The organism is Aquibium microcysteis (assembly GCF_014495845.1).
Classification (GTDB): Bacteria; Pseudomonadota; Alphaproteobacteria; order Rhizobiales; family Rhizobiaceae; genus Aquibium; species Aquibium microcysteis.
In genome coordinates, this window is record NZ_CP061080.1 from 3,725,113 (window position 1) to 3,748,573 (window position 23,461).

The window sequence follows — 23,461 nt, forward strand, 5'->3', positions numbered from 1 at the left end:
CACGCAGTGCAACAAATGACAATGGAACCGGAACCGGAGTCGAATGCTTTGCCCGAATCTCGACTGGACGGTCGCTCGATCCTGATTCTCGAGGACGAATATCTGATCGCGATGGACGTGGAGCAGTCCTGCCTGGAGCGCGGAGCCCGGGAGGTGACGATCCTGCGCAGCCTCGAGCAGCTGCGGGGACGGGCGTCCGAACAGGACCGGTTCGACGCGGCGATCCTCGACCTCAGGCTCGGCGGGGAATCGACGGTGCACTTCGCACGCGAACTCGTGGCGCGCGGCGTGCCCTTCGTCTTCGCGACCGGCATGACCGATGTCGGGGAGCTTACCGACAGCTTCCCCGACGTGCCGGTGATCGGCAAGCCCTATTCCGGCGACGAGCTGGTGCGCATCCTCGCCGGCGTCATCGAGCGGACCCGGTCAAGCTGCAGCGCCTGACCCCATCACCTGCGCGGCGATGGCGTCGGGGCCGTATTCGCCCTCGCCCTCGATCGACAGGAGTTCCTGCAGCCGCACCCGCGCCCGGCTGACGCGGCTCTTGATGGTGCCGACCGCGCACCCGCAGATTTCGGCCGCTTCCTCGTAGGAGAAGCCGGATGCGCCGATGAGGATGACGGCCTCGCGCTGGTCCTCCGGCAGGCGCTCCAGGGCGGCGCGGAAATCCTTCAGGTCGAGAGAGCCATGCTGGCTCGGATGCACGGCGAGCCTCGCCGTCATCGTCCCTTCGCTGTCCTGAACCTCGCGCCCGCGCTTGCGCATCTGCGAGTAGAATTCGTTGCGCAGGATGGTGAAGAGCCAGGCCTTGAGGTTCGTCCCCGGCTGGAAGCTCATCTGCTTGTCCCAGGCCTTGACCAGCGTCTCCTGGACCAGGTCGTCGGCCTTGTCGCTGTTGTGCGACAGGGAAACAGCGAAGGCGCGCAGGCTGGGGATGGCGCCGAGCAGTCCGGTCTTGAAATCGGCACCGTGGCTCATTCGGCCTCTCCGGAATTCTTCCGCCGGCTCTCGGCTGTCTCGAGCTGGCTGAGGAGTTCCGTGAAGCGGTCCGGAACCTCGGGGGTCATCAGGCCGTCGTAATATTCGCGCAACTTGCGGCCGATCTCGGAATTCGTTCCGAGCGGATCGTCACGACGCGGCTTGCCGCCTGCCGAGCGCGTCTTTTCTTCGTTCATATGCTGTATAACCCCTGCCTTTGGCCGGACACACCGCGACCGGCGCCACGCCTGCGAGTAAGATCCGCCGAGCGGCGCACCTCGTATCGGCTCATAAATGGGGACGATCGAAAAAAGTTCCGCGCCCCGGAACTCTTTTCCGCAGGGCTCGTTTATCGAAATCGAACGCGCGGCCCTCCGCGCGCTCACTCATGAGGGAGACACCGACATTATGAGCCTTTCCGCCAGTATAGCGCCCCATCTGCCCTATCTGCGTCGTTTCTCCAGAGCGGTATCCGGGTCGCAGGCGAGCGGCGACGCGCTGGTTGCCGCAGTCCTCGAGGCCATCATCGCCGACATCAGCATCTTCCCGGATGCGTCCAATCCCAAGGTCGGGCTCTACAAGATCTTCGCCAAGCTGTTTTCTTCCATCGACGTGAAGGTACCGGCGAGCGCGCCGGCTTCACCCTGGGAAGCGCGCGCCGCAGCCAGTCTCTCGTCCATCGCGCCGCGCCCGCGCCAGGCCTTCGTGCTCGTGGCGGTGGAAGGGTTCAGCGACCGCGAGGCCGCCGAAGTCCTCGACGTCAGCGAGGACGAGTTCTCCGACCTCCTCAACGAGGCCTCCGGTGAGATCTCGCGCCAGGTGGCGACCGACATCCTCATCATCGAGGACGAGCCGCTGATCGCGATGGACATCGAGGAGATGGTCGAGAGCCTCGGCCACCGCGTCGTCGGCACCGCCCGCACCCATTCGGAAGCCACCGCGCTGTTCCGCAAGACACAGCCGCGCATGGTGCTGGCCGACATCCAGCTGGCCGACGGAAGCTCGGGCATCGACGCCGTCAACGAGATACTCGCCAACACCCCGGTTCCGGTGATCTTCATCACCGCCTTCCCCGAGCGGCTCCTGACGGGCGAACGCCCCGAGCCGGCCTTCCTCGTGACCAAGCCCTTCAACCCCGACATGGTGAAGGCGCTGATCAGCCAGGCGCTGTTCTTCGATCGCCAGGCCAAAGCCGCCGCCTGACGTCCGGCGCTCGTCGTCGCGAAAGGCCGCCCTCCCCGGCGGCCTTTTTCGTTGGAACACGGGAGACGCAGAGGCGTTGTGTAAAGGTCGCGAAGGATGCGGTTCGAAACGGGAGCGGCACTCATGCTCTACTGGACGTTGATCTTTCTCGTTCTGGCCCTGCTTGCAGGCGCCCTCGGATTCGGCGGCCTGTCGAGCGCGGCGGCCGGCATCGCGCAAGTGCTCTTCTTCGTGTTCCTGGCGCTGCTCGCTTGGTCGCTGGTGGCCGGCCTGCGGCGTTCGACGAGGTGACCGAAGAGGTTTCGGTGGCCGGCTTTTCCCCCTCAGCCGGAGACCGTGCGCCGGTCCGTGGACTCACCATGGACCGGCGTCTTCGTTTTCACGGGAACCCTAAAGCATCCGCTTCGTTGCGAAAAAAACAAGAATAACACGCTGTTGGCAGGGCGATGGACGACATGACGAGACCCGGCGAGGATCAGGAGGGGATGACCCCGAGCGGGGCCGACACGGCATCGAGTCCGTCGCGATTCGACCGCGGGCTGCTCAGGGCGCTGCACAACACGAGCGTTTCCGTGCTCTATCTGGACAGGAGCCTGCACTGCCTGTGGGCGGAAAATCAGCCCGCCGGCTGGATCGGCAGCGTCCTGTGCGGCAACCAGGACGGCGCCGGACTGCTGTCGGCGGACGACGAGGATCGGCTGCGCGCGGCCCGCCAGGCGGCTTTGGCAGGCGGCGACCGCAGCCACCTCGAGGTCCGCTTTCCCGACGCGGGTGGCGTCCGCTGGTTCGAAATCTGGATCGATGCCGATCTGGACGGCAGCGAGGTGCTCGGCGTCATCACGACCGCAGTCGAGATCACCGAACGCCGCCGCCGCGAGGATGCATTGCGGATGCTGCTGCGCGAGGTGAGCCACAGGTCCAAGAACCTGCTCGCGATCATCCAGTCGATCGCCAATCAGACCGGCCGCTATTCCGGGACCATCGCGGACTTCCTGCAGCGCTTCCGCGGACGGCTGCAGTCGCTCGCGGCCTCGCAGGATCTGGTCACCTCCTCCAACTGGCGCGGCGCGGACCTGCACGAGCTCGTCGCCGGGCAGGTGATCCGCTTTTGCCCCGATCCCGTGCGCAATTTGCGGCTCGAAGGCGGCAATCCCTACCTGAACCCGAACGCGGCGCTCCATGTCGGCCTCGCCCTGCACGAACTCGCCGTCAACGCGGTGAGCCATGGCGCGCTGTCGCGGCCGGACGGACTCGTGACCATCGCCGCACGACCGCTTCTTGATGGGGAAAGCGACGACTCCGGCGGTGGCGCAGCCATGGAACTGACCTGGCGCGAGACGCTCGCGTCCGGACCGGCGCCGGCGGCTCCGAACGGGCGGTTCGGAAGCCTTGCCCTCGAACGTGTCGTTCCGGCTTCGCTGAACGGGACCGCGAGCCTGACCATCGGGGACGGGGAACTCTTGTACCGCCTGGTGATCCCGCCGGAGAACTACGAGATCGGCTGACCCGGACCATGAACGCGAAACGCCGGCCCGAAGGCCGGCGTGGAAAACTCGCGACGGAGACATGGGCGGGGGGCGTGTGCCTCCGTCGCTCGCCTTGCGAAGGGGGATATCGCAAGACGCCAGCAGCAAACGCCCGACCGCGGCAACTGTTCCATCGGCTTCTTCATTTTTCTGGATTTTTTTCGCAGCATCGGACAGTCGACGACGAAAGCCGAAACGCGGCGGAACCTAAGCCATCGCGGGGAGTTCAAGGAAGCGCCGGTGATGCGCCGGGTTGGCCGAATTTTTGCCGCGATCGCGGCGCTCGGACAAATTTGGGGCAAATTCTTCGGCGAAGCCTGTCGCGGGACGGGCAACCGGTCAATGAATCAGGAGAACGGGAAATGATGAAGATCGTCTACGCAGGGCTCGCAGCCCTCATGCTCGCCATCACGGGCTGCACCACCGCGGAGCAGGCCGGCACGGTCGGCGCAGTCGGCGGCGGCCTGATCGGCGCAGCCGCAGGCGGAACGCAGGGCGCACTGATCGGCGCGGTCGCCGGCGGCATCGGCGGCTATCTGATCGGCCGCACCGCGGACGGCCGTTGCCAATACCGGACCCGCGACGGGCGCACGGTCTACGACCGCTGCTACTGAGCAGCCTGAACCAGAACGAGAAAAAGCCCGGCGGCGTCGCCGGGCTTTTTTCGTTCTGGAACCACCGCGGATGGATCAGGCGGCCGCCGCAGCCATGGCACCGGGACCGGGTGTGGCGCCGGGCGGGCACTTGCCGAGGATGATCATGCCGAGCACCTCGTCCTTGGTGACGTCCTGCGTACGCGCGGTGCCCACGACCTGACCGTTCTTCATGACGCAGACGCGGTCGGCGAGATCGAAGACGTCGTGGATGTCGTGGCTGATCAGGAAGATGCCGATGCCGTCGGCCTTCAGCTGTTTGACGAGTTCGCCGACCTGCGCCGTCTCCTGCGGCCCGAGCGCAGCCGTCGGTTCGTCCATGATCAGGATGCGGGCATTGAACAGGATGGCGCGCGCGATCGCGACCGACTGGCGCTGACCGCCGGAAAGCTTGACCACGGGCTCCTTGAACCGGACGAAGCGCGGATTGAGCCGGCCCATGACCTTGCGCGCCTCCGCCTCCATGGCCACGTCGTCGAGCGTGCCCCAGGCGGTGACGAGTTCGCGGCCGAGGAACAGGTTCGCGGCGGCATCGACGTTGTCGGCGAGCGCCAGCGTCTGGTAGATCGTCTCGATGCCATAAGCCTTGGCGTCGCGCGGATTGGCGATCGTTGCCTCCTCGCCATTGACGCGGATCTCGCCCGAATCGCGCTTGTAGGCACCCGAGAGGATCTTGATCAGGGTCGACTTGCCGGCACCGTTGTGGCCGAGCAGCGCCACGACTTCGCCGGGATAGAGATCGACGGAGGCGTCGTCGACGGCGCGGATGCCGCCGAAGGCGATCGAGATGTTCTTCAGTTCGACGAGCGGTGGGCCCTTGCGTTCCATGACGGTCCCTCTCCCTACTGCATCCGCTTGCGGTACATGGTGTCGAGCCAGACGGCGACCACCAGAACGAGACCGACGACGATGTTCTGCAGCGGCGTGTCGACTCCGAGCAGGATCATGCCGGTGGCCAGCGACTGCATGAGGACGGCGCCGATCATGGCGCCGGCCACGGTGCCGGAACCGCCGGCGAGCGAGGTGCCGCCGATGACGGCCGCGGCGATGACGAGCAGCTCGTCGAGCGTTCCCTGGGCATTGGTGGCTGCGTTGAGGCGCGCCGTCGAGATGGCGGCGCCGATGGCGGCCAGCCCCCCCATGACCATGAAGATCTTCATCGTCACCCAGCGCGTGTTGATGCCGGCGAGTTCCGCCGCCTCGGGATTGCCGCCGATGGCGAAGACGTAGCGCCCGAAGCGCGTGCGCGTCGAGACGAAGGACATGATGACGCCGACGCCGATGGCGATCAGCACCGGAATGGCGATGCCGTGGGCGATGAAGAGACCGCCATCCGGAATCTCGATGCCGTTGTCGCGGGCGTAGGCCCGCACGATGCCGACCGGCCACGGATAGGAATTGGCGATCCAGACGGCGCCGAGGATGACCGCGCAGGCGACGGCGCCGAGGAAGAATTCCGCCCAGACCGGCCGCAGCGGGAAGCGGAAGCGCTTGCGCTGGCTGCGCCCGTTGAACAGCATCAGCACCACGGCAGCACAGGCGACGAGCCCGACGATCCAGCTCGCGGTCGCGCCGATCGAGCCCGCCGGACCGCCGCCCATGAGGCGGAAGGTTTCGTCCATGGGCGCGACCGTGCGGCCGGACGTGACCCACCAGGCCGCTCCGCGCCAGACCAGGAGGCCGCCGAGCGTGACGATGAAGGCGGGCACGCCGAGGAAGGCGATGACGTAGCCCTGCGCCGCGCCGATGAGGATGCCGACCAGAAGGCCGACGAGAAGCGCGATGACCCAGATGGCCGGATGGCCGAAATCGAGGTAACGCGGCAGGATCTCGGCCTGGGTGACGCCGACGATCATGCCCACGAAGCCCAGCACCGAACCGACCGACAGGTCGATGTTGCGGGTGACGATGACCAGCACCATGCCGGTAGCCATGACGGCCACCGAGGACGACTGCACGGACAGGTTCCAGAGATTGCGCGGCGTGAGAAACAGGCCGTCGGAAAAGACGTGGAAGCCGAGCCAGATGACCAGCAGCGCGCCGATCATGCCGAGCATGCGCGTGTCGAGTTCGGTGGCCCGGAGGAAGCCGGCAACGGGCCCGAGTTCGGTCGAGCGGGCGCGATCCGGGGATGCCGTGGACGTCGCGTCGGACATTGTTTCCTCCCCGTGGGGGTGCTTCGCCGAACCGTCTTCTGCGGCTGCCGGCGCGGATGTTCCGAGGTCAGATTAGGCTTGCGCCGCGGTTTTCGTCAAACCGCGGCGCAATTCAGGTCGGTTGGGTCAGGTCAGTTGCAGGCGGCGACGCTGCCGGCCGCGACGCCCTGGCAGAGCGCGTCCTTGGAGATCCAGCCCGCATCGACCACGACGTTGAGGTTGTCCTTGGTGATCGGAACCGGGGTCAGGAACACCGCGTCGACTTCCTTGCCGCCGGGGGTGGTGAACTTCACCGCATTGGCGATGGCACTCATCTCGGTGCCGTCGGCCAGAGCCGAGGCGATCTCGGCGGCGTTCTTGCCGAGTTCGCGCGCGTCCTTCCAGACCGACACGGTCTGGGTGCCGAGCGCGACGCGGTTCAGCGCCGCCTGGTCGCCGTCCTGGCCGGAGACCGGGATGCCCGCGAGGCCCTGCGCGGTGAGCGCAGCGACGACGCCGCCGGCGGTGCCGTCGTTCGACGCCACGACCGCGTCGACCGCGTTGTTGTTGGCCGTCAGGATCTGCTCCATGTTCTTCTGGGCGTTGGCCGGGAGCCAGCCGTCGGTGTAGGCCTCGCCGACGTTCTTGATCTTGCCGGAATCGATGGCTTCCTTGAGAACTTCCATCTGGCCGGAGAACAGGAAGTCGGCGTTCGGATCGGACGAGGAGCCCTTGATGAAGGCGTAGTTGCCCTCCGGCTTGACCTTGAACACCTCGCGGGCCTGCATGCGGCCCACTTCCTTGTTGTCGAAGGTCAGGTAGAAGGCGTTCTCGTTCTCGATCAGGCGGTCGTAGCCGACCACCGGAATGCCCTCGTTGACGGCCTTCTCGACCGCCGGGCCGATGGCCGAGGCGTCCTGCGCGAGGATGATCAGGGCATTGGCGCCCTGCGCGATCAGCGCCTCGACGTCGGTGAGCTGCTTGGCGGCAGAGGACTGCGCGTCGGCGGAGATGTACTTGTCGCCGGCAGCCTCGATGGCGGCCTTCATCGCGGCCTCGTCGGTCTTCCAGCGCTCCTCCTGGAAGTTCGACCAGGACACGCCGATGATCTTGTCCTTGGCGAGCGCGCCGCCAGCGAACGACAGGCTGAATACGGCGCAGCTGAGCGCCAGAATCGTCTTCTTCATGCTATCCTCCCGGTGCATCGTTGCACATGCAGAACCGGTACGGGTCCCTGCACGGCGGGACCGTCCGGCAACCAGCCCCTTTAATTCGAGGCTCGAAAAAAATAGTGACTTACCCGGCAAGCCGTGTCAACATGAATCTGGAGCGACCTAACATATTGCAATGCAACATTCTTTCTGTTGCATTGCAGTCGTGTGGTTCGCGAAGGAGGAAACGGCCGCAATGACGGCGATCACGCGATCCGACGACGTGCGGCGGCAGAACCGGCGCGTGGTGATTTCCGTGCTGCGGCGCCACGGACGCCTGTCGCGCACGGACATCTGCGCCACCACGGGCCTGTCGGCCTCCACCGTCTCGGCCATCACGGCCGACCTGATCGGCGAGACGATCCTGCGTGAGGTGCGCGACGCCGAGGCGACCGGCGCGCGGCGGGGCCGGCCGCAGGTTGCGCTCGGCCTCAACCCGGAGGCCGCGACGGTGATCGCGATCGTGCTTTCTATGAATTCGCTTTCGGCGGCGCTGATCAACTATGCCGGCGACGTGGTGGCGACGGTGCAGCGCCGGCTGCCCACGCTGACGCTGCCCCGCGACGAGCTGGTGCATGCGGCCGTCGCGGTCACCGGCGACCTGATCGCACGCTCGGCCAAGTCGGGGATGCGCGTGCGCCGCATCGTCTTCGGCGTGCAGGGCATCACCGATTCGGAATCGCGCATGCTCCTGTGGTCGCCGATCACCCAGCACACGGACGTCGGCTTCGCCGACGCGGTGGAGGATGCCTTCGGCATACCGACCACGATCGAGAACGACTGCAACATGATCGCGCTGGCGCTGCGCGAGCGCCGGCCGGACGCGCTGCGCGACAATTTCATCGCCGTCATGCTGTCGCACGGCATCGGCATGGGCCTCGTGCTGAAGGGTCAGCTCTTCATGGGCACGACCTCGTCCGGCGCCGAGTTCGGTCACATGAACCACGTTCCGGAGGGCGCGCTCTGCCGTTGCGGCCGGCGCGGCTGCGTGGAGGCCTATGCCGGCAATTATGCGATCTGGCGCAGCGCCAAGGGCCTTCCGGAAGAAGACGCGCCGGCGATCGACATCGGCGACGCGGAGATGCAGGCGCTGGCCGACGTCGCGCGCGACCATGACGGACCGGAGCGCGAGGCCTATCGCCGCGCCGGCGAGGCGCTGGGCTACGGGCTGGGCTCGCTGTTCTCGCTGATCGATCCCGCGCCGGTGATCTTCATCGGCCAGGGCGCGCGGGCCTACGACCTGATCGAGGCGCCGATGCGCGAGGCGATGGCGAAGACCGCGGGCGGCCAGCACCACCGGTTGCCGCGCTTCGAGACCGAGCCCGACGAGCGGCCGCTGATCCGCGAGGGCTGCGCCAGCCTGGCGTTGTCCGTCGTGGACCGCGAGATCTTCGCGGCCGGCGCGGCCGGTCCACAGGACCTCCAGCGCGAGATCGCCTGAGCGGCCCCGAAAGGCGTCAGCCCGGCGTCCAGGTGACGGCCGGGCGGCCGCGCTCGACGATGTAGAAGCCGTCGGCGTCGAGCCGCTGCCAGGCGCCGGCCTCGCCGTCCGGCCAGAGCACGCGCAGCTCGGCCGACGTCGCTTCGCCCAGCCCGAAATGCCGCCACCCGGCCTGTCCCGACGCGTGGCCGCCCCCGACCGTCACCTCGCGCCGCTGCACGCGGTCGCCGGTACGCACCTCGATCCAGGCGCCGATGGCGTCGCGGTTGGGACCATCCTGGCGCAGGTCCAGCTGCAACCAGCGTCCGGGCATCGGCTCCGCATTGCGCCAGAGCTGCGCCGACCTCCAGCGGTTGACCACCAGCATGTCGAGCCGGCCGTCGAGGTTGAAGTCGGCGAGCGCGCCGCCGCGGCCGATCGCCGTGCTGGCGACGCCGGACGTGTCGCCTGCTTCGAGGAAGGTCCCGTCCGGCTTCTGCAGCAGGAGGTTGTTGGGGTCCTCGGCCGCGAAGTCGGGCATCTCGGCGACGTTGCCCTTGACGACGAAGAGATCGGCGCGACCGTCATTGTTGACGTCGTCGAACTGCGCATGCCAGGCCGTCGACGGCTTGACCATGTCGCCGACATAGGGCCGGTGGGCCGTGACGCCGCGCGCGAAGGCGATGTCCTTGAAAACCGGCCGCAACCCGCCGGCCGCGCCGGGATCGGCCAGTGCCTGCAGCTTGTTGTCGGCCATGCTCGTGAGGAAGTATTCCGGGTAGCCGTCGAGATCGACGTCGTAGCCGGCAATGCCCATGCCCCAGATCTTCAGCGGCTTCCAGCCTTCCGCGGGTCCGTAGAGCAGCGGAGCTTTGCCCGGCGTCAGGTGCCAGAGCTGCTCCTGGCCGCCCTTGTAATATTCGCGGTCGTTCGAGACGCGCAGGTCGGGCCGTCCCGACCGGCTCCAGTCGGTGAACAGGATCGACAGTGCGCAGTAGCTGGGCGCGAGCGGCTGCGGCGCGGCGAAGCGGCGCGCGCCGGCCGCGGCGGGACGGTGCAGCCAGTTGTCGGTGCAGGAGCCCCAGGGAAAGGCCTCCTCGTTGCGGTCGATGTAGTTGCCGACGGCGAGCGTCGGCCAGTCCATGCCGCGTTCCCAGGTGGCAGCGAAGGCGGTCGACCATGCATCGCCGCCGTCGAAGCCCCAGGCCTCGTTGGCGCGCTCGAAGCGACAGCCACCAAGCCCGCGCATGACGAGGTTCTCGCCGACACGCAGCAGAACGACGTCCTGGATGCCGTCGCCGTCGACGTCGAGCGGCCAGGCGCCCGAGACGCCCTCGACGTCGAGGCCGCTTTGCAGACGCTCGAAGCGCAGCGGACCGCCGACGGCGCTGGCGTTGCGAAAGAGCGCCGCCGTCCCTGCCCCGCCCGCGACGAACACGTCGGCGGCGCGGTCGCCGTCGCAGTCGAACACGGCGGTGCCGCCGCCGACCATGAACTCCCAGTCGCCCGCATAGACCGTGTCGATGCCGGCGGTCGCGGTCGCCTCGACGAAACGGGGGACGGCGACGGCCTCATCCGCTGCGGCGGGCGCCGCAGCGAGCAGCAATGCCGCCACCAGCAGCGGCGGGATCGGTCGGGTGGCGCGCAAGGTCACCTCCGGGTCTGCAGGGCGGTCACATGGGCGCCGATACAGCGCCCCTGCTCCAGCCCGCGCTCGATGGCCGCGCGGAAATGGATGCCGCCATAGAGCCGCGACAGCGCCGCCTCCTCCGCGGCCGCCCGGAAGCTCGCATAGGAGCGGGCCGGCAGCCCGTCATCGACATGGGTGGCGTCCTCGAACGCCCTGTCCTCGCCGAAAAGCGCGGCCAGCACCGTTGCGGCGGCGCCCGACTGGGTGCTGTGACCGCTCGGGTATTCCGGGAAGGGCGGCGTGTTGAGGATCGGCTCCCATGCCGGATCGATGACGCGTCGGATGTAGGTGATCGGACGGATCAGGTCGTACTCGAACTTGGCGTGCCAGCAGCCGATGAAGGCGTCGGCCATGCTGACGCCGAGCAGCGCCAGCGTCTCGGCCGTGCGCCCGGCATCCGCGCCGTCATCCTCGAGCACCCGCAGCGCGATCGAAATCCAGTGGCCGGGCGGGGTGGGCGAGAGCATCGGATCGTCGGACCAGAAGCGCGCGATGGCGCGCTGTTCAGGCGTCAGGTCCAGCACCGTTCGGTGCACCTCCGCCGCCTCGCGGTAGAACGCGCTGCCGGGCTCCTCCGAATAGGCCGGCGGCGCGGGGATGCCGCAGGCGCTGCCGTCCGGCATGGCGAAGGTGCGGTTGGATCCCCAGAGAGGCAGGAGCGGCGCCTGCTGCTGCGCGACGAGGCTTGTGGGCACCCAGGCATCCGGCGCATTGCGCGGCTGATAGGTCGCCGGGAAGCCCATGTTCTCGACGACCGCGCCGCCGTCGCTGCGCGACCAGGCGAGGATGTGGGCGGCGACCGCCCGCCCGTACGCATCGCTGCGCGCGACCGTCTCGGCGGGAAGGCCGGCGGCCGCCTTCGCCTGCAGCTTCTTTCCGAAGGCCGCGATCGCGCGCTGGCCGGTCGGGCCGGTGTTGGCGAAGAGGTCGCCGACGACCGCGGCCATCGCCGCCTGCACGACGACCGCATCGTCTAAGGCCGCGCCGCTTTCCCGAGCCGGCAGTGGCGTAAGCCCGTTGAGCTGGCCCGCCAGCGTGTGGAGCCGCTCGTCGCCCGATGCCAGCGCCTCGAAGGCGGTGACGCCGAGATAGGCGAAGGCACGGCTGGCCACCGGCGGCGAATAGGTCGGCGTGTGGCGGACGAGTTCGAGGGTGAGGCGATACCAGTCGCGGATCGGATCGACGGCCGAGCGGTCGTCTGCGCGGGCAGCCGGGCCGAAATTGGGAAGAAGGAGCACGAGAAGCGTAACCGCTATCGGCGCCAGGACCTTGTACAAAGACCGCATCGACATCTCCTCCCCACCGGCCACGAATGACCGCTTGGCGAAGTAAGCATGGCCTGGTCGCGGAGAACAAGGGCAATGGGCGGCTGCGCCGCGGTCGAACGATCAGTCCCAGGAGAGCTGGTTCTTCGGGAGCCGCCCGCTGGGATCGAAGACGTCGACCCGATGGGGATGGGCGCGGCCCCATTTCCAGAGGACCAGATCTGCATCGCGACCATCGGCTCCGATGGCGAAACTGGGAACGAGAATGCCAGACACGCCTTCGAACGAAAGACGGTCATAGATCGCCCATGAGGGTGGACGGCGACCACGTGTGGTCAATTCCATCCAGCCGCAAGCCATGTCGTCGATCGACACGGCGTTGGAACGCCGCTTCGTCGGTGCGAAGATCGACGATCCCGTCGCAATCAACGTCATAGGAACAAAGCACCAGAGGATCGATCCGGCGCGCGAGCCCATGGCTGACTTCTTTTATCGCGGTAACGATTTCGAGGGACAGATAGAGGGCAGGCACGCCTTGCGGATTGAACCGTCCACCCCGGATCGCGGCCCCATCGCCGGAAATCGGCTTGAACGACCAGCGAGGATCATGGGCGCGGAAGCAGACCCCGCGAAATCTCACGCAAAGCCGCCGAGCGCGACGTGATCGAGGTATTCGCGCACCGCGGTGGCGCGCCCTTCCTTGACGAGAGACTCAGCCGTTCGTCCACCGAATGCGGGAATCGGCTGTGCCCTGTACCAGGACATGGCCTGTTTGGGTCCGCCGGACCATTCTTCCACGCGTCCTAGGATTTCGAGCATCTCACGAAGCCGGGACTGCGTCTTTCGCGAGCGACTGCGGGCTGACTTGAAGATGGATTCCGACGCAATCCCAGCGGTTTCCGCCAACTGCGACTTGGACATCCCGAAACTGTCTGTAATCCGATCGACCAGGATAAGGCCGGTCCCATCAGAGACATGGGCTATCAGAGCCGCATCGTGCGGCAAGACTGAAATGACATTCATTGCCTGCTCTCCTGCCTGCGTACGAGACAGAAGATAGGGCAATACCGACTGGACCCCAAGCGAACCTCCCGCGTCACGCCTCGCGGATGGCGTAGCCGGAGCCGCGGATGGTGCGGATGACGTCGGGCATGCGGCCGTTGTTCACGGCCTTGCGCAGGCGGCCGACATGGACGTCGACGGTGCGCTCGTCGATGTAGATCGTCTCGCCCCAGACGTTGTCGAGCAGTTGCCCGCGCGAGAAGACGCGGCCGGGATGCTGCATCAGGAACTCGAGCAGGCGGAACTCGGTCGGGCCGAGCTTGATCTCGGCCTTGCGCCGGTAGACCCGGTGCGCCTCGCGGTCGAGCACGATGTCGCCGACCTTGAGCACGGAGGACAGCACCTCGGGCTTGGCCCGGCGCAGCAGCGCGCGGACGCGGGCGACGAACTCGGGCGTCGAGAAGGGCTTGACCAGATAGTCGTCCGCGCCGGTCGAGAGGCCGCGGACCCGGTCGCTCTCCTCGCCGCGCGCCGTCAGCATGATGATCGGCAGGCGCTCGGTTTCCGGCCGCACGCGCAGGCGCCGACACAGCTCGATGCCGGAGATGCCGGGCACCATCCAGTCGAGCACCAAAAGGTCGGGCACGCTCTCCTGCAGCCGGATCTCGGCCTCGTCGCCGCGCGTGATGATCTCGACCTGGTAGCCCTCGGCTTCGAGATTGTATTTCAGGAGGACGCAGAGCGGCTCCTCGTCCTCAACGACCATCACCTTGGCGGCGATCATCTATCGTTCGTCCTTCAGGCCGTGGCGTCGGAGACGGCCGTCTCGTCGACGCGCGGGCGGGCCATCGGCAGCTGCCGGCCCGTCATGACATAATAGGCGTTCTCGGCGATGTTGGTCACGTGGTCGCCGATGCGCTCGAGGTTCTTGGCGCAGAACAGGAGATGCGTGCAGGCGGTGATGTTGCGCGGATCCTCCATCATGTAGGTGAGGAGTTCGCGGAAGATCGCCGTGTACTGGATGTCGATCTTCTCGTCATCGGCGCGCAGTGCCGGCAGTGCCTCGGCGCGGCGCTCGGCATAGAGCGCGACCACGCCGCCGACCTGGTCGTGCACCAGCGCGGCCATCGCATCGATGGAGTGCGACAGCGGCTTGGGCGTCGCCGACTGGCCGACCGCGCCGACCCGTTTGGCGATGTTCTTGGCGAGATCGCCGACGCGCTCGAGGTCGGACGCCATGCGGATGGCCGAGACGACGGCGCGCAGATCCTGCGCCATCGGCTGGCGCCGGGCGATCAGCGTGATCGCCTGCTCGTCGATCTCGCGCTGCTTGGCGTCCATGATCGCATCGTCGGATATGACGCGCTGCGCCAGGGCATTGTCCGACGACAGCAGCGCGCGGGTGGCGTCGGCGACCATCGTGGCCGACAGCGCCCCCATCTCGCGGATCAGCCGGTCGATGGATTCCAGTTCCTGGTCGAAGGAGGCAACGGTGTGCTCACCCATGATCTGTCCTCGTCTGTCTGGACCGGCGTCAGCCGAAGCGGCCGGTGATGTAGTCCTGGGTGCGCTTGTCGTCGGGGTTGGTGAACATCTTGTCGGTCGGCCCCTCCTCGACGAGATAGCCGATGTGGAACATCGCCGTGCGCTGCGACACGCGGGCCGCCTGCTGCATGGAATGGGTGACGATGACGATCGTGTAGTTCTGGCGCAGCTCGTCGATCAGTTCCTCGACCTTGGCGGTGGCGATCGGATCGAGCGCCGAGCAGGGTTCGTCCATCAGGATGACTTCGGGCGACACCGCGATGGCGCGGGCGATGCACAGGCGCTGCTGTTGTCCGCCGGACAGGCCGGTGCCGGATTCCGAGAGGCGGTCCTTCACCTCTTCCCAGATCGCAGCCTTGCGCAGGCTCTTCTCGACCACCTCGTCCAACTCGGTCTTCGACTTCGTCAGGCCGTGGATGCGCGGACCGTAGGCGACGTTATCGTATATCGATTTCGGGAAGGGGTTCGGCTTCTGGAACACCATGCCGACGCGGGCGCGAAGCTCCACCACGTCGATCGAGGGATCGTAGACGTCCTCCTGGTCGAGCGTGATCTTGCCGCCGACGCGGCAGCCGTCGATCGTGTCGTTCATGCGGTTGAGGCAGCGCAGGAAGGTGGACTTGCCGCAGCCAGACGGGCCGATCAGCGCCGTCACCTGCTTCTCGGGGATCTGCAGATCGACACCGAACAGCGCCTGCTTCTCGCCGTAGTGCACCGTGACCTTGTCGCCGCGCATCTTGATGGTGGGCTCGTTCTTCATGGGCGACAGCTTCTGCTCGATGGAGGCTTCGTTCAGCATGTTCATGTCTTTCTACTCCATTACCAGCGGCGCTCGAAGCGGCGACGGAGAAGGATGGCGCCGATGTTCATGACCGCCAGGAACATCAGCAGGATGATGATGGCGCCCGACGTGCGTTCCACGAAGGCGCGCTCGGCCTCGTTGGCCCACATGTAGATCTGAACCGGCAGCGCCGTGGCCGGATCGAGCGGCGTGGACGGATAGTTCGCCACGAAGGCGACCATGCCGATCAGAAGCAGCGGCGCGGTCTCGCCCAGCGCCTGCGCCAGCCCGATGATCGTGCCCGTAAGCACTCCCGGTGCTGCGAGCGGCAGCACGTGGTGGAACACCATCTGGGCCTTCGAGGCACCGATGCCGAGCGCGGCAGCGCGGATGGACGGAGGAACGGCGCGCAGGGCCGCCCGGGTGGCGATGATGATGGTGGGCAGCGTCATCAGGGTCAGCACCAGCCCGCCGACCAGCGAGGCCGAGCGCGGCAGGTCCATGAAGTTTATGAAGACGGCCAGGCCGAGCAGGCCGAACACGATGGACGGCACGGCAGCGAGATTGTTGATGTTGACCTCGATGAGATCCGTCAGCCGGTTCTTCGGCGCGAACTCTTCGAGATAGATCGAAGCGGCGACACCGATCGGCAGCGCAAGCACGAGGACGATCAGCATCATGAACAGTGAGCCGATCATGGCAACGCCCATGCCCGCGGTCTCGGGACGGCTGGAGGCACCGAAGGTGAAGAGACCGGTGTTGAAGCGCTGCTCGAGCGTGCCCGCCTGCTGCATCTGGCGGATCCACTCGACCTGAAGGTCGGATACCTTGCGGCGCGCCTCGTCGACGGTCAGGTCGACCTGACCCTTGACGACGGAGTCCACGTCGCCGGTGGCGAGCACCCAGACGGTCCGCGTCGCGCCGATCACGGACGGGTCGGCGACCACGATGTCGCGCAGCTGGCTGCGCACGCCGTTCGAGACGAGTTGCCCGGCGGCGCGCGCGGCGGTCCGGTCCTGCGGATCGACGCCCAGCTGGCGCACGATCGCATCCTGCGCGAGCTTGGGATAATTCGCCGTCAGCAGCGTGTTCGGCTCGGTCTGGCGTTCGCCTTTCGGGTCGATGACGCTCTCGTCGAACTGCACCTCGAGCTGGATCGAGGTCTGCCAGAAGGCGGTATAGCCCTTCGAGAAGACGGACCACATCAGTGCGACCAGGAAGAACAGACCGATGGCGATGGCGACGATGCCATACCAGCGGAAACGCTGTTCGGCGCGGTAGCGCTGCTTGATGCCGATGTCGCGGCGCGGTCGGGCGGCGGCCGTCGTGTCGAGCGTTGCGTCGGTCATTCGTACTGTTCCCGGTACTTGCGCACGATGTAGAGGGCGAAGACGTTCATGCCGAGCGTCAGCACGAAGAGCGTCATGCCGAGGGCGAAGGCGACGAGCGTCTGCGGCGACGTGAACTCCAGGTCGCCGGTCAGCTGGTTGACGATCTTCACGGTGATGGTGGTCATGGCCTCGAAGGGATTGGCCGACAGGTTCGCGGCGACGCCGGCGGCCAGCACCACGATCATGGTCTCGCCGATCGCCCGCGAGGCGGTCAGGAGCAGCGCGCCGACGATGCCCGGCAGGGCCGCCGGCAGGACGACGCGCTTGATGGTCTCCGACCGGGTGGCGCCGAGGCCGAGAGAGCCATCGCGCATGGCCCTCGGTACGGCCGTGATGATGTCGTCCGACAGCGATGAAACGAACGGGATGAGCATGATGCCCATGACGATGCCGGCGGTCAGAACGCTCTGCGCCTGGATGAAGGTGAAGCCGGCGATCGCCGTCGACAGGTCGCGCAGGAACGGCCCGACCGTGACGAGGGCGAAGAAGCCGTAGACGATCGTCGGGATGCCCGCCAGCACTTCGAGCAGCGGCTTGACCACGGAACGGACGCGCGGCGAGGCGTATTCGGCCATGTAGACTGCGGAGAGGAGCCCGATCGGCACCGCAAACAGCATCGCCACGAGCGCGATGTAAAGGGTACCGGCCAGGAGCGGGATCAGGCCATACTGGCCCTCGGCACCGCCGGAGCCGGCAGCGGCGAAGCGGGGATCCCAGACCGTGCCGAAGAAGAAGTTGGTGAGCGAGACCGACTGGAAGAAGCGGATCGTTTCGAAGAGCATCGAGAACACGATGCCGACGGTCGTCAGGATGGCGATGGTCGAGGCCGCCATCAGCGCGACCAGGACGACGCGCTCGACGTGGTTGCGGGCCCGCCCCCTCGGCTGGACGCGCGAGACCGCGAAGGCGGCGCCGGCGGCCGAGAGGAGGATCGCGACGATCGAGCCGATCCAGGACGAGGCGGCGCGCAGGCCGTTCATCTCGATCGCCATGGCGATCATGTAGTCCTGCGTCTCGCTGGCGAGCGCCACGCCGCGCTCGGCCAGCAGCGGGCGCAGTTCGGCGAATGTGGCGGGAATGGCCATCCCCTCGACCTGGAGGCGGGCGATGCCGTCGGCAAGGCTGCCGACCATGCCGAAGGCGAGACCGCGGCTGGCGATCGCGCTCTGGTCCGTCTGGGGCGGCAGCATCGCCTCGATGGCGTTCTCGATGTAGAACGAGCTGGCGAGCAGCCAGACGCCGAGGAACAACAGGGGCGGCAGTACGGCGAGGCAGAAGGCCCACCAGCCGTGATAGTGATTGCGGGAATGCGGCTTGATCGTCGCTGTGGCGGCATGCCCGGCGGCACGGCGCGTGGCAGCCACGTAACCGATCGCGCCGATGGCGACGACCAGCAGAAAGACGAGCGATGGTGTCACCGATATCCCCTCATCGGATCGCCGCTGCGACAGCGGCAGGAACGATGCCGCGGGCGGATCTCCGCCCGCGGCCTGTCATCCTGGCCCGAAGGCCGGATTACATGGTCTTGCCGGCCGAAAAGGCCTCGCGCTGGGCATCGCGCTCGGCATCCGGCGCCGGGACGAGGCCGTACTCGGCGAGCGGGCTCTCGGGGCCGACCATCTGGTCGTCGAGGAAGTACTCGACGTACTCCTTGAGGCCGGGGATCACGCCGATGTGGGCCTTCTTGACGTAGAAGTACAGCGGACGGGAAACCGGGTATTCGCCGGAGGAGATGGTCTCGACCGACGGCGTCACGCCGCCGACGGTGGCGACCTTCAGCTTGTCGGCGTTGTTTTCGTAGAAGGAGAGGCCGAACACGCCGACGCCGGTCTTGTTGGAGTCGATGCGGGCGAGCGTCTCGGTGTAGTCGCCGTCGATGTCGACCGCGCTGCCATCCTTGCGCACCTGCTTGCAGGCCGCGTCGGCAGCCTTCTCGTCGAGCCCCGAGGCCTTGCCAGCCTCGATGCCGCCGAGTTCCTTGCAGCCGGCGATGAGGAGCTTCTCCTCGAACACTTCGCGGGTGCCGTGCTTCTCGCCGGGAATGTAGGCGACGATGTTCCACGCCGGGAGGGCCGGGTTGACGTCCGCCCAGGTCTTGTACGGATTGTCGACGAGCTTGCCGTCGACGGCGACCTTGGCGGCGAGCGCCTTGTAGACGTCGGCGGGGGTCAGCGCCCAGTCCGGACCGGCGATGTCGGTGGCGAAGACGATGCCGTCATAGCCGAACTGGATTTCCTGGATGTCGGTGACGCCGGCCTCGGCGCAGGCCTTCACTTCCGATTCGCGGATGGCGCGCGACGAGTTGGCGATGTCGATGGTGCCTTCGCCGACTCCCTTGCAGAACTCCTTCAGGCCGGCCGACGAACCGCCCGACTCGACGATCGGGGTCTTGAAGTCCGGGAAGGTCTCGCCGAAGTTCTCGGCAACGATCTTGGCATAGGGCAGCACCGTCGACGAGCCGGCGATCTGGACCTGGTCGCGGGCGGCGGCGATGCCGGCCGACGCGGTGAGCGCGATGGCCACGGCCGACGCCGAGACGAGAAATTTCTTCATTGGGCCTACTCCTCTTGGGAATTCCTCTGACGCTGAAGTCTGGCGTCGCGGCCCGATTAGACCCGCCGTGTTACAGTTCGATGACACATTCGTGTCGCCTCGATTAAGGTTCGGATCCCCCTTGCGGGGCAGCCGGTCCCGGCGCACGGCGGCCGCCGCCGGAAGGCCGCGATTCTTTCGCCGGAATCAGACGCTTGCCCGATCCGCCGCGCGTCGGCCGGCCACCGCCTATAGACAGAAAGAAGGAAGGCCCTGCGGGCGAAGGCTCACGCGCTGGCCGCTTGGGCCTGGCGCGAATGTTCCACCCAGCGGCCGATCTTCTCGCGCAGCGTCCTCGGGCTGATGGGCTTCGACAGGTAGTCGTCCATGCCGGCCTCCAGACAGCGGTCGCGGTCGCCCTTCAGAGCATGGGCGGTGACGCCGACGATGGGAATGCGCTCGCCTTCCGCTTCCTCTGCGCGGATCGCCTGCGTGGCTTCCAGACCGCTCATCTGCGGCATGGAGACGTCCATCAGGATCATCGACGGGCGCTGGCTGCGCCAGGTCTGAAGCGCCAGCTCGCCATTGCCGACGATCTCGAAGGTGAAGCCGGTTTCTCCGAGTATCTGCGCGAAGACCAGCTGGTTCACCTCGTTGTCCTCGGCGACGAGGATGTCGAGATGGCTGGTCCAGCCGAGGGGATCGTCCTCGGGCTCGTCGTCCGGCAGGGCCGCAGCTGCCGCGCGCTCGGGAAGCCGGATGACGTCGCGCTGGCCGGCGGCCGGCTCCTCCGCCGGCGCGACGGCCGGCTGCATCGCGACATCGCCGCGCGCGAGACGCCGGCGCTGGATTTCCGCCTGAAGGGCCTCGAGCAGCGCGTTGGAACGGACCGGCTTGATGATCTGCATGGCGATGCCGAGGTCGCGGTGCTGCTTTCCGCTGAGAGGCTGATCGACCGAGGTGAGCATGATCAGCGGCGTGTCGTCGATCAGCGGCGTGGAGCGGATACGCGCCGCGACGTCGGCACCGTTCATTCCCGGCATCTGGTAGTCGAGCACGACGCAGTCGACGGAGAACCCGAGACGTGCCGTCTCGGCCAGCACCGCCAGCGCCTCGCGCCCGCTGCTGGCCGCGCAGGCATCGAAACCCCACGCGGCCATCTGCTCCATCAGGATGGAGCGGTTCACCGCGTTGTCGTCCACGACGAGAATGCGGGCGCCCGTGAGGTCCATCGGTGCCGCCCGCGGCGCCGCAACGACCGAGCCGACGGGCAGGTCGAGTTCGAACCAGAAGGTGGACCCTTCGCCGACGCGGCTTTCGACGCCGACCCGCCCGCCCATCAGGGCTACCAGCCGCGAGGTGATCGCCAGGCCGAGCCCGGTGCCTTCGTGCCGGCGCGTCGAGCTGGAATCGACCTGGCTGAACTTCTCGAACACCTGCGAGATCATGTCCTCGGGTATCCCGATCCCCGTATCCTCGATCTCGAAGCGCAGGCTCGCGACACCCTCGGCGACGGTTCCGGAAACGTCGACGAGGACGTGGCCGGCATCCGTGAACTTCACCGCGTTGCCGACGAGATTGGTGACGATCTGGCGCAAGCGCCCGACGTCGCCCACCACCACGGGCGGCAGCGCCGGATCGACCCGCACCACCAGTTCGAGATCCTTCTCGTTGGCGCGCGTCGACATCAGGGTGGCGACGTCCTCGACCGATTCCGCGAGGTTGAAGGGCAGCGGATCGAGCACGAGCTGGCCGGCGTCGATCTTGGAGAAGTCGAGGATGTCGTTGATGATGGTCAAGAGCGCGTTCCCCGACTTGACGATGATGTCGGTGAAGGTCTTCTGCTTCACGTCGAGATGCGTGCGCGCGAGAAGCTCGGCCATGCCGAGCACCCCGTTCATCGGCGTGCGGATCTCGTGGCTCATGTTGGCGAGGAATTCCGACTTCGCCCGGTCGGCGAGCACCGCGCGCTGCTCGGCGCGCCGCAGTTCGTCCTCGCGATGCTTCAGCTCGGTGATGTCGACGCGTACGCCGACGAAGTAACCGTCGCTGGTCCTCTCGTCGTAGACCTGCAGCCAGGTGCCGTCGGCATTCTGCTGTTCGCGCACCGCCTTCGTATCGTGATAGCGCCGGTGGCAGGCGTCGAGCCATCCGCGCGGATCCTCGACGTACAGGCGCTCCATCTCCGGTTCGCTGGGGAAGCGGAAATAGCCGGCGGCGTGCCCTGCCTCCAGCACCTCCCGCAGGTGGACGCCCGGCACGAGGAGGTGCGCGATCTTCGGCAGCCGCCGGACGATGTGCTCGTTGCACAGGACGAAGCGATCCTGGTCGTCGTAGATGACGACCCCGGCCGGAAGCGTCTTGAGGACGTGCGCGAGCCGGCGCCGTGCATCCTCGGCCTCTTGCTCGCGCCGCCGTACATCGGTGATGTCGAACAGGAAGCCCGACACGAAGCGCTTGCCGCCGTCGATGGTGACCAGCTGTTTGCGCAGGATGCGGAAGCGGCCGTCTCCATGGCGCTCGGGATCGTCTTCCATCTCGAGCGGTTCGCCGGTCTCGAGGATCCTGCGCTCGTCGGCCTCGGCCGGAAGCGCCCATCGGACGTCGAAGACGTCCTTCGATCGTTTCCCGATGAGGGATTCCGCGCTCTCGCCCACGAGCCGGGCGAAGGCCTCGTTGACGAAGACGTAGCGCAGGTCGGTATCCTTGACGAAGACCGGATCGCTGACGGCATCGAGCGCGGCTTCCACCAGTCCCGCCCGCTCGAGGGCGATCTCGAGTGCCGCCTCGCGCTGCTTCAGCGGCGTGATGTCGTAATGGACGAGGAAGGTGCGGCCCGCCGAAAGCGGCGTGATCGAATAGAGCAGGATCGAACCGTTGGACCGATGTATCTCGCCGGTGACGATCCGGCCGGTCTTCATCCCCTCGATACGTTCGTCGAAATAGGCGTCCTGCTGCTCGCGGGGCACGTCGTAGAGCGCCCGTACCGATTCCATGCCGAAAACCGTGCGCAGCGGCGTGCCGAGCGGCACCGCCTCCTGGTCGATCCCCCACAGGTCGCGGAAGGCACGGTTCACCGATTCGATACGGAGTTCCGAATCGAGGAGCATCACGCCCATGTTCATGGCGTCGAGCGCGGTCTTGAAGTCCCCGAGTACACCCTGCACCGCTACGGTGGCACGCGCCAGGTCGTTTTCGCGCTGTCTGGCGGCCGTGATGTCGTTGCAGATGCCGATGCGGCCGCCGCCCACCGTCACATATTCGCGGTGAAGGATCGAGCGTCCGTCGGCAAAGCGCAGGACCATCGGTTCCGGTGCATCGGATGCACGGTTGCGCAGGAAGGTCTGCAGCCACTGCGCCGGAGTTTCGCCCTCGAGGTCGAAGAGGCCCCTTTCCAGTCCGGCGCGAAGGAAATCGGCGATATGGATACCGGGACGGACGACGTCGGAAACCCCTTGATACATCGTCAGCAGCGCTTCGTTGTAGATGACGATGCAGTTGTCCGCGTCGTAGATGGCGACCGCGTCCTGAATGACGTTCATCGCTGCGCGCAGGGTCTCGGCGTCGCCGCTCGCGGCTGCACCCGACGACGGCGGCGGGAGCGGTTGCGTTTCCTCGTCCCGCGCGTGCCGCGCCGCGGCCTCGACCAGCGCCGTGACGTTGCGCGACGCGCCGCGATAGCCGCGGAAGTTTCCCTGCTCGTCGAGGATCGGCACGCCGGAAACGGAGATCCAGCGGCACCCCGGATTACCGGCGGGAAGTTCCATCAGGAAGTCGCGGAAAGGCTTGCACTGTTCGATGAGCGCCAGATGGGCGGCGACACGCGGATCGTCGAGCGCCTTGCGAGAAAACCCCTGCATGGCCGGACGCCCGATGATGTCGGCGCGCCTCAGGCCCGTTACTTCCATGCCCCGGTCGCTCACCCAGGACCAGCGATGCAACTCGTCCGTCTCCCACAGCCAGTCGGCCGAGAGCTCGAGCAGAGTCGCAAAGCCGTGCGCCCCGAACTGCCCCTCGATCTCGCGAAAGACGCCGGCCGCTCCCGCCGCATCGGTCGACGTCGGCCAGGCACCTGCCGCGGCCTGCGGCATGCCCGGCAACGAAGCCCTGCCATTGACACCTTCCACCC

Annotated in this window: 22 protein-coding genes and 1 pseudogene; 7 read left to right on the plus strand and 16 right to left on the minus strand. The window is 67.0% G+C overall.

What is annotated here, in order from left to right; genetic code table 11:
• Window positions 1-48 precede the first annotated feature (48 nt).
• Entirely contained in the window at window positions 49-444 is a 396-nt protein-coding gene (locus IAI54_RS17310) for a response regulator (RefSeq protein ID WP_235679081.1), read from the plus strand.
• Here IAI54_RS17310 and IAI54_RS17315 read toward each other — a convergent pair.
• Both IAI54_RS17315 and IAI54_RS17320 read right to left on the minus strand, forming a co-directional pair.
• Complete coding sequence (locus IAI54_RS17315) at window positions 427-978, minus strand: sigma-70 family RNA polymerase sigma factor (RefSeq protein WP_187968379.1); 552 nt, start codon at window positions 976-978, stop codon at window positions 427-429. The two genes, IAI54_RS17310 and IAI54_RS17315, sit on opposite strands and share 18 nt — an antisense overlap.
• Window positions 975-1,175: a NepR family anti-sigma factor gene (locus IAI54_RS17320; RefSeq protein WP_187968380.1), complete on the minus strand. Its 201-nt coding sequence runs from the start codon at window positions 1,173-1,175 to the stop codon at window positions 975-977. The genes IAI54_RS17315 and IAI54_RS17320 overlap by 4 nt, the downstream gene beginning before the upstream one ends.
• Window positions 1,176-1,386: 211 nt before the next feature.
• On the opposite strand from IAI54_RS17320, the gene IAI54_RS17325 reads away from it, so the two are divergent.
• The 5 genes from IAI54_RS17325 (at window position 1,387) to IAI54_RS17345 (ending at window position 4,321) form a co-directional block, all read left to right on the plus strand.
• On the plus strand, window positions 1,387-2,181 hold the full coding sequence (locus tag IAI54_RS17325) for a response regulator (RefSeq protein ID WP_187968381.1): 795 nt from the start codon (window positions 1,387-1,389) through the stop codon (window positions 2,179-2,181).
• A gap of 123 nt (window positions 2,182-2,304) precedes the next feature.
• The gene (locus tag IAI54_RS17330; RefSeq protein ID WP_187973209.1) at window positions 2,305-2,472 is read left to right on the plus strand and encodes a DUF1328 family protein; all 168 of its coding nucleotides are present in this window, start codon (window positions 2,305-2,307) and stop codon (window positions 2,470-2,472) included.
• Between the two features lie 164 nt (window positions 2,473-2,636).
• The gene (locus IAI54_RS17335) at window positions 2,637-3,686 is read left to right on the plus strand and encodes a sensor histidine kinase (protein ID WP_235679082.1); all 1,050 of its coding nucleotides are present in this window, start codon (window positions 2,637-2,639) and stop codon (window positions 3,684-3,686) included.
• Between the two features lie 39 nt (window positions 3,687-3,725).
• On the plus strand, window positions 3,726-4,073 hold the full coding sequence (locus tag IAI54_RS17340; protein ID WP_187968382.1) for a hypothetical protein: 348 nt from the start codon (window positions 3,726-3,728) through the stop codon (window positions 4,071-4,073).
• Window positions 4,070-4,321, plus strand: a complete 252-nt coding sequence (locus tag IAI54_RS17345; protein WP_420838231.1) for a glycine zipper domain-containing protein — start codon at window positions 4,070-4,072, stop codon at window positions 4,319-4,321. Before IAI54_RS17340 ends, IAI54_RS17345 begins: the two co-directional genes overlap by 4 nt.
• Window positions 4,322-4,396: 75 nt before the next feature.
• On the opposite strand, the gene IAI54_RS17350 is transcribed toward IAI54_RS17345, so the two are convergent.
• The 3 genes from IAI54_RS17350 to xylF form a co-directional block, all read right to left on the minus strand.
• Window positions 4,397-5,188, minus strand: coding sequence for an ATP-binding cassette domain-containing protein (locus IAI54_RS17350; protein WP_187968383.1), 792 nt, complete (start codon window positions 5,186-5,188; stop codon window positions 4,397-4,399).
• Window positions 5,189-5,202: 14 nt separating this feature from the next.
• Window positions 5,203-6,516 (minus strand): sugar ABC transporter permease, encoded by a 1,314-nt coding sequence (locus tag IAI54_RS17355; RefSeq protein ID WP_187968384.1) that lies wholly within the window; start codon window positions 6,514-6,516, stop codon window positions 5,203-5,205.
• A gap of 131 nt (window positions 6,517-6,647) precedes the next feature.
• Entirely contained in the window at window positions 6,648-7,682 is a 1,035-nt protein-coding gene (gene xylF / locus IAI54_RS17360) for a D-xylose ABC transporter substrate-binding protein (protein ID WP_187968385.1), read from the minus strand.
• Window positions 7,683-7,902: 220 nt separating this feature from the next.
• Between xylF and IAI54_RS17365 the strand changes: the two genes are divergently transcribed.
• Window positions 7,903-9,147, plus strand: coding sequence for an ROK family protein (locus tag IAI54_RS17365; protein ID WP_187968386.1), 1,245 nt, complete (start codon window positions 7,903-7,905; stop codon window positions 9,145-9,147).
• A 16-nt stretch (window positions 9,148-9,163) separates the two neighbouring features.
• Here IAI54_RS17365 and IAI54_RS17370 read toward each other — a convergent pair whose 3' ends face one another.
• From IAI54_RS17370 to IAI54_RS17420, 11 genes and pseudogenes are all read right to left on the minus strand, one after another.
• On the minus strand, window positions 9,164-10,774 hold the full coding sequence (locus tag IAI54_RS17370) for a CRTAC1 family protein (RefSeq protein WP_235679083.1): 1,611 nt from the start codon (window positions 10,772-10,774) through the stop codon (window positions 9,164-9,166).
• A 2-nt stretch (window positions 10,775-10,776) separates the two neighbouring features.
• On the minus strand, window positions 10,777-12,102 hold the full coding sequence (locus IAI54_RS17375; RefSeq protein WP_187968387.1) for a vanadium-dependent haloperoxidase: 1,326 nt from the start codon (window positions 12,100-12,102) through the stop codon (window positions 10,777-10,779).
• Window positions 12,103-12,204: 102 nt separating this feature from the next.
• Window positions 12,205-12,721 (minus strand): annotated as a pseudogene (locus IAI54_RS17380) (RES family NAD+ phosphorylase).
• Window positions 12,718-13,104, minus strand: a complete 387-nt coding sequence (locus IAI54_RS17385) for an MbcA/ParS/Xre antitoxin family protein (protein ID WP_187968388.1) — start codon at window positions 13,102-13,104, stop codon at window positions 12,718-12,720. Before IAI54_RS17385 ends, IAI54_RS17380 begins: the two are co-directional and overlap by 4 nt.
• 73 nt (window positions 13,105-13,177) lie before the next feature.
• The gene (gene phoB, locus IAI54_RS17390) at window positions 13,178-13,867 is read right to left on the minus strand and encodes a phosphate regulon transcriptional regulator PhoB (RefSeq protein WP_187968389.1); all 690 of its coding nucleotides are present in this window, start codon (window positions 13,865-13,867) and stop codon (window positions 13,178-13,180) included.
• Between the two features lie 14 nt (window positions 13,868-13,881).
• Window positions 13,882-14,589, minus strand: coding sequence for a phosphate signaling complex protein PhoU (gene phoU / locus IAI54_RS17395; RefSeq protein WP_187968390.1), 708 nt, complete (start codon window positions 14,587-14,589; stop codon window positions 13,882-13,884).
• Window positions 14,590-14,617: 28 nt separating this feature from the next.
• A complete protein-coding gene (gene pstB / locus IAI54_RS17400) occupies window positions 14,618-15,433 on the minus strand; it encodes a phosphate ABC transporter ATP-binding protein PstB (protein ID WP_187968391.1) in 816 nt (271 codons plus the stop codon).
• A gap of 14 nt (window positions 15,434-15,447) precedes the next feature.
• Entirely contained in the window at window positions 15,448-16,758 is a 1,311-nt protein-coding gene (pstA, locus tag IAI54_RS17405) for a phosphate ABC transporter permease PstA (protein ID WP_187968392.1), read from the minus strand.
• The gene (gene pstC / locus IAI54_RS17410; RefSeq protein WP_187968393.1) at window positions 16,755-18,218 is read right to left on the minus strand and encodes a phosphate ABC transporter permease subunit PstC; all 1,464 of its coding nucleotides are present in this window, start codon (window positions 18,216-18,218) and stop codon (window positions 16,755-16,757) included. The genes pstA and pstC overlap by 4 nt, the downstream gene beginning before the upstream one ends.
• A gap of 97 nt (window positions 18,219-18,315) precedes the next feature.
• On the minus strand, window positions 18,316-19,353 hold the full coding sequence (locus IAI54_RS17415; protein ID WP_187968394.1) for a PstS family phosphate ABC transporter substrate-binding protein: 1,038 nt from the start codon (window positions 19,351-19,353) through the stop codon (window positions 18,316-18,318).
• A 266-nt stretch (window positions 19,354-19,619) separates the two neighbouring features.
• Entirely contained in the window at window positions 19,620-23,423 is a 3,804-nt protein-coding gene (locus IAI54_RS17420; RefSeq protein WP_235679418.1) for a PAS domain-containing hybrid sensor histidine kinase/response regulator, read from the minus strand.
• Between the last annotated feature and the right edge of the window lie 38 nt (window positions 23,424-23,461).

Excerpts from the sequence above, each read along its gene's own strand:
- IAI54_RS17315 (WP_187968379.1), bottom strand. The coding sequence starts at position 978 with ATGAGCCACGGTGCCGATTTCAAGACCGGACTGCTCGGCGCCATCCCC.
- IAI54_RS17320 (WP_187968380.1), bottom strand. The coding sequence starts at position 1,175 with ATGAACGAAGAAAAGACGCGCTCGGCAGGCGGCAAGCCGCGTCGTGAC.
- IAI54_RS17325 (WP_187968381.1), top strand. The coding sequence starts at position 1,387 with ATGAGCCTTTCCGCCAGTATAGCGCCCCATCTGCCCTATCTGCGTCGT.
- IAI54_RS17330 (WP_187973209.1), top strand. The coding sequence starts at position 2,305 with ATGCTCTACTGGACGTTGATCTTTCTCGTTCTGGCCCTGCTTGCAGGC.
- IAI54_RS17335 (WP_235679082.1), top strand. The coding sequence starts at position 2,637 with ATGACGAGACCCGGCGAGGATCAGGAGGGGATGACCCCGAGCGGGGCC.
- IAI54_RS17345 (WP_420838231.1), top strand. The coding sequence starts at position 4,070 with ATGATGAAGATCGTCTACGCAGGGCTCGCAGCCCTCATGCTCGCCATC.
- IAI54_RS17350 (WP_187968383.1), bottom strand. The coding sequence starts at position 5,188 with ATGGAACGCAAGGGCCCACCGCTCGTCGAACTGAAGAACATCTCGATC.
- IAI54_RS17355 (WP_187968384.1), bottom strand. The coding sequence starts at position 6,516 with ATGTCCGACGCGACGTCCACGGCATCCCCGGATCGCGCCCGCTCGACC.
- xylF (WP_187968385.1), bottom strand. The coding sequence starts at position 7,682 with ATGAAGAAGACGATTCTGGCGCTCAGCTGCGCCGTATTCAGCCTGTCG.
- IAI54_RS17365 (WP_187968386.1), top strand. The coding sequence starts at position 7,903 with ATGACGGCGATCACGCGATCCGACGACGTGCGGCGGCAGAACCGGCGC.
- IAI54_RS17375 (WP_187968387.1), bottom strand. The coding sequence starts at position 12,102 with ATGCGGTCTTTGTACAAGGTCCTGGCGCCGATAGCGGTTACGCTTCTC.
- IAI54_RS17385 (WP_187968388.1), bottom strand. The coding sequence starts at position 13,104 with ATGAATGTCATTTCAGTCTTGCCGCACGATGCGGCTCTGATAGCCCAT.
- phoB (WP_187968389.1), bottom strand. The coding sequence starts at position 13,867 with ATGATCGCCGCCAAGGTGATGGTCGTTGAGGACGAGGAGCCGCTCTGC.
- phoU (WP_187968390.1), bottom strand. The coding sequence starts at position 14,589 with ATGGGTGAGCACACCGTTGCCTCCTTCGACCAGGAACTGGAATCCATC.
- pstB (WP_187968391.1), bottom strand. The coding sequence starts at position 15,433 with ATGAACATGCTGAACGAAGCCTCCATCGAGCAGAAGCTGTCGCCCATG.
- pstA (WP_187968392.1), bottom strand. The coding sequence starts at position 16,758 with ATGACCGACGCAACGCTCGACACGACGGCCGCCGCCCGACCGCGCCGC.
- IAI54_RS17415 (WP_187968394.1), bottom strand. The coding sequence starts at position 19,353 with ATGAAGAAATTTCTCGTCTCGGCGTCGGCCGTGGCCATCGCGCTCACC.
- IAI54_RS17420 (WP_235679418.1), bottom strand. The coding sequence starts at position 23,423 with ATGCCGCAGGCCGCGGCAGGTGCCTGGCCGACGTCGACCGATGCGGCG.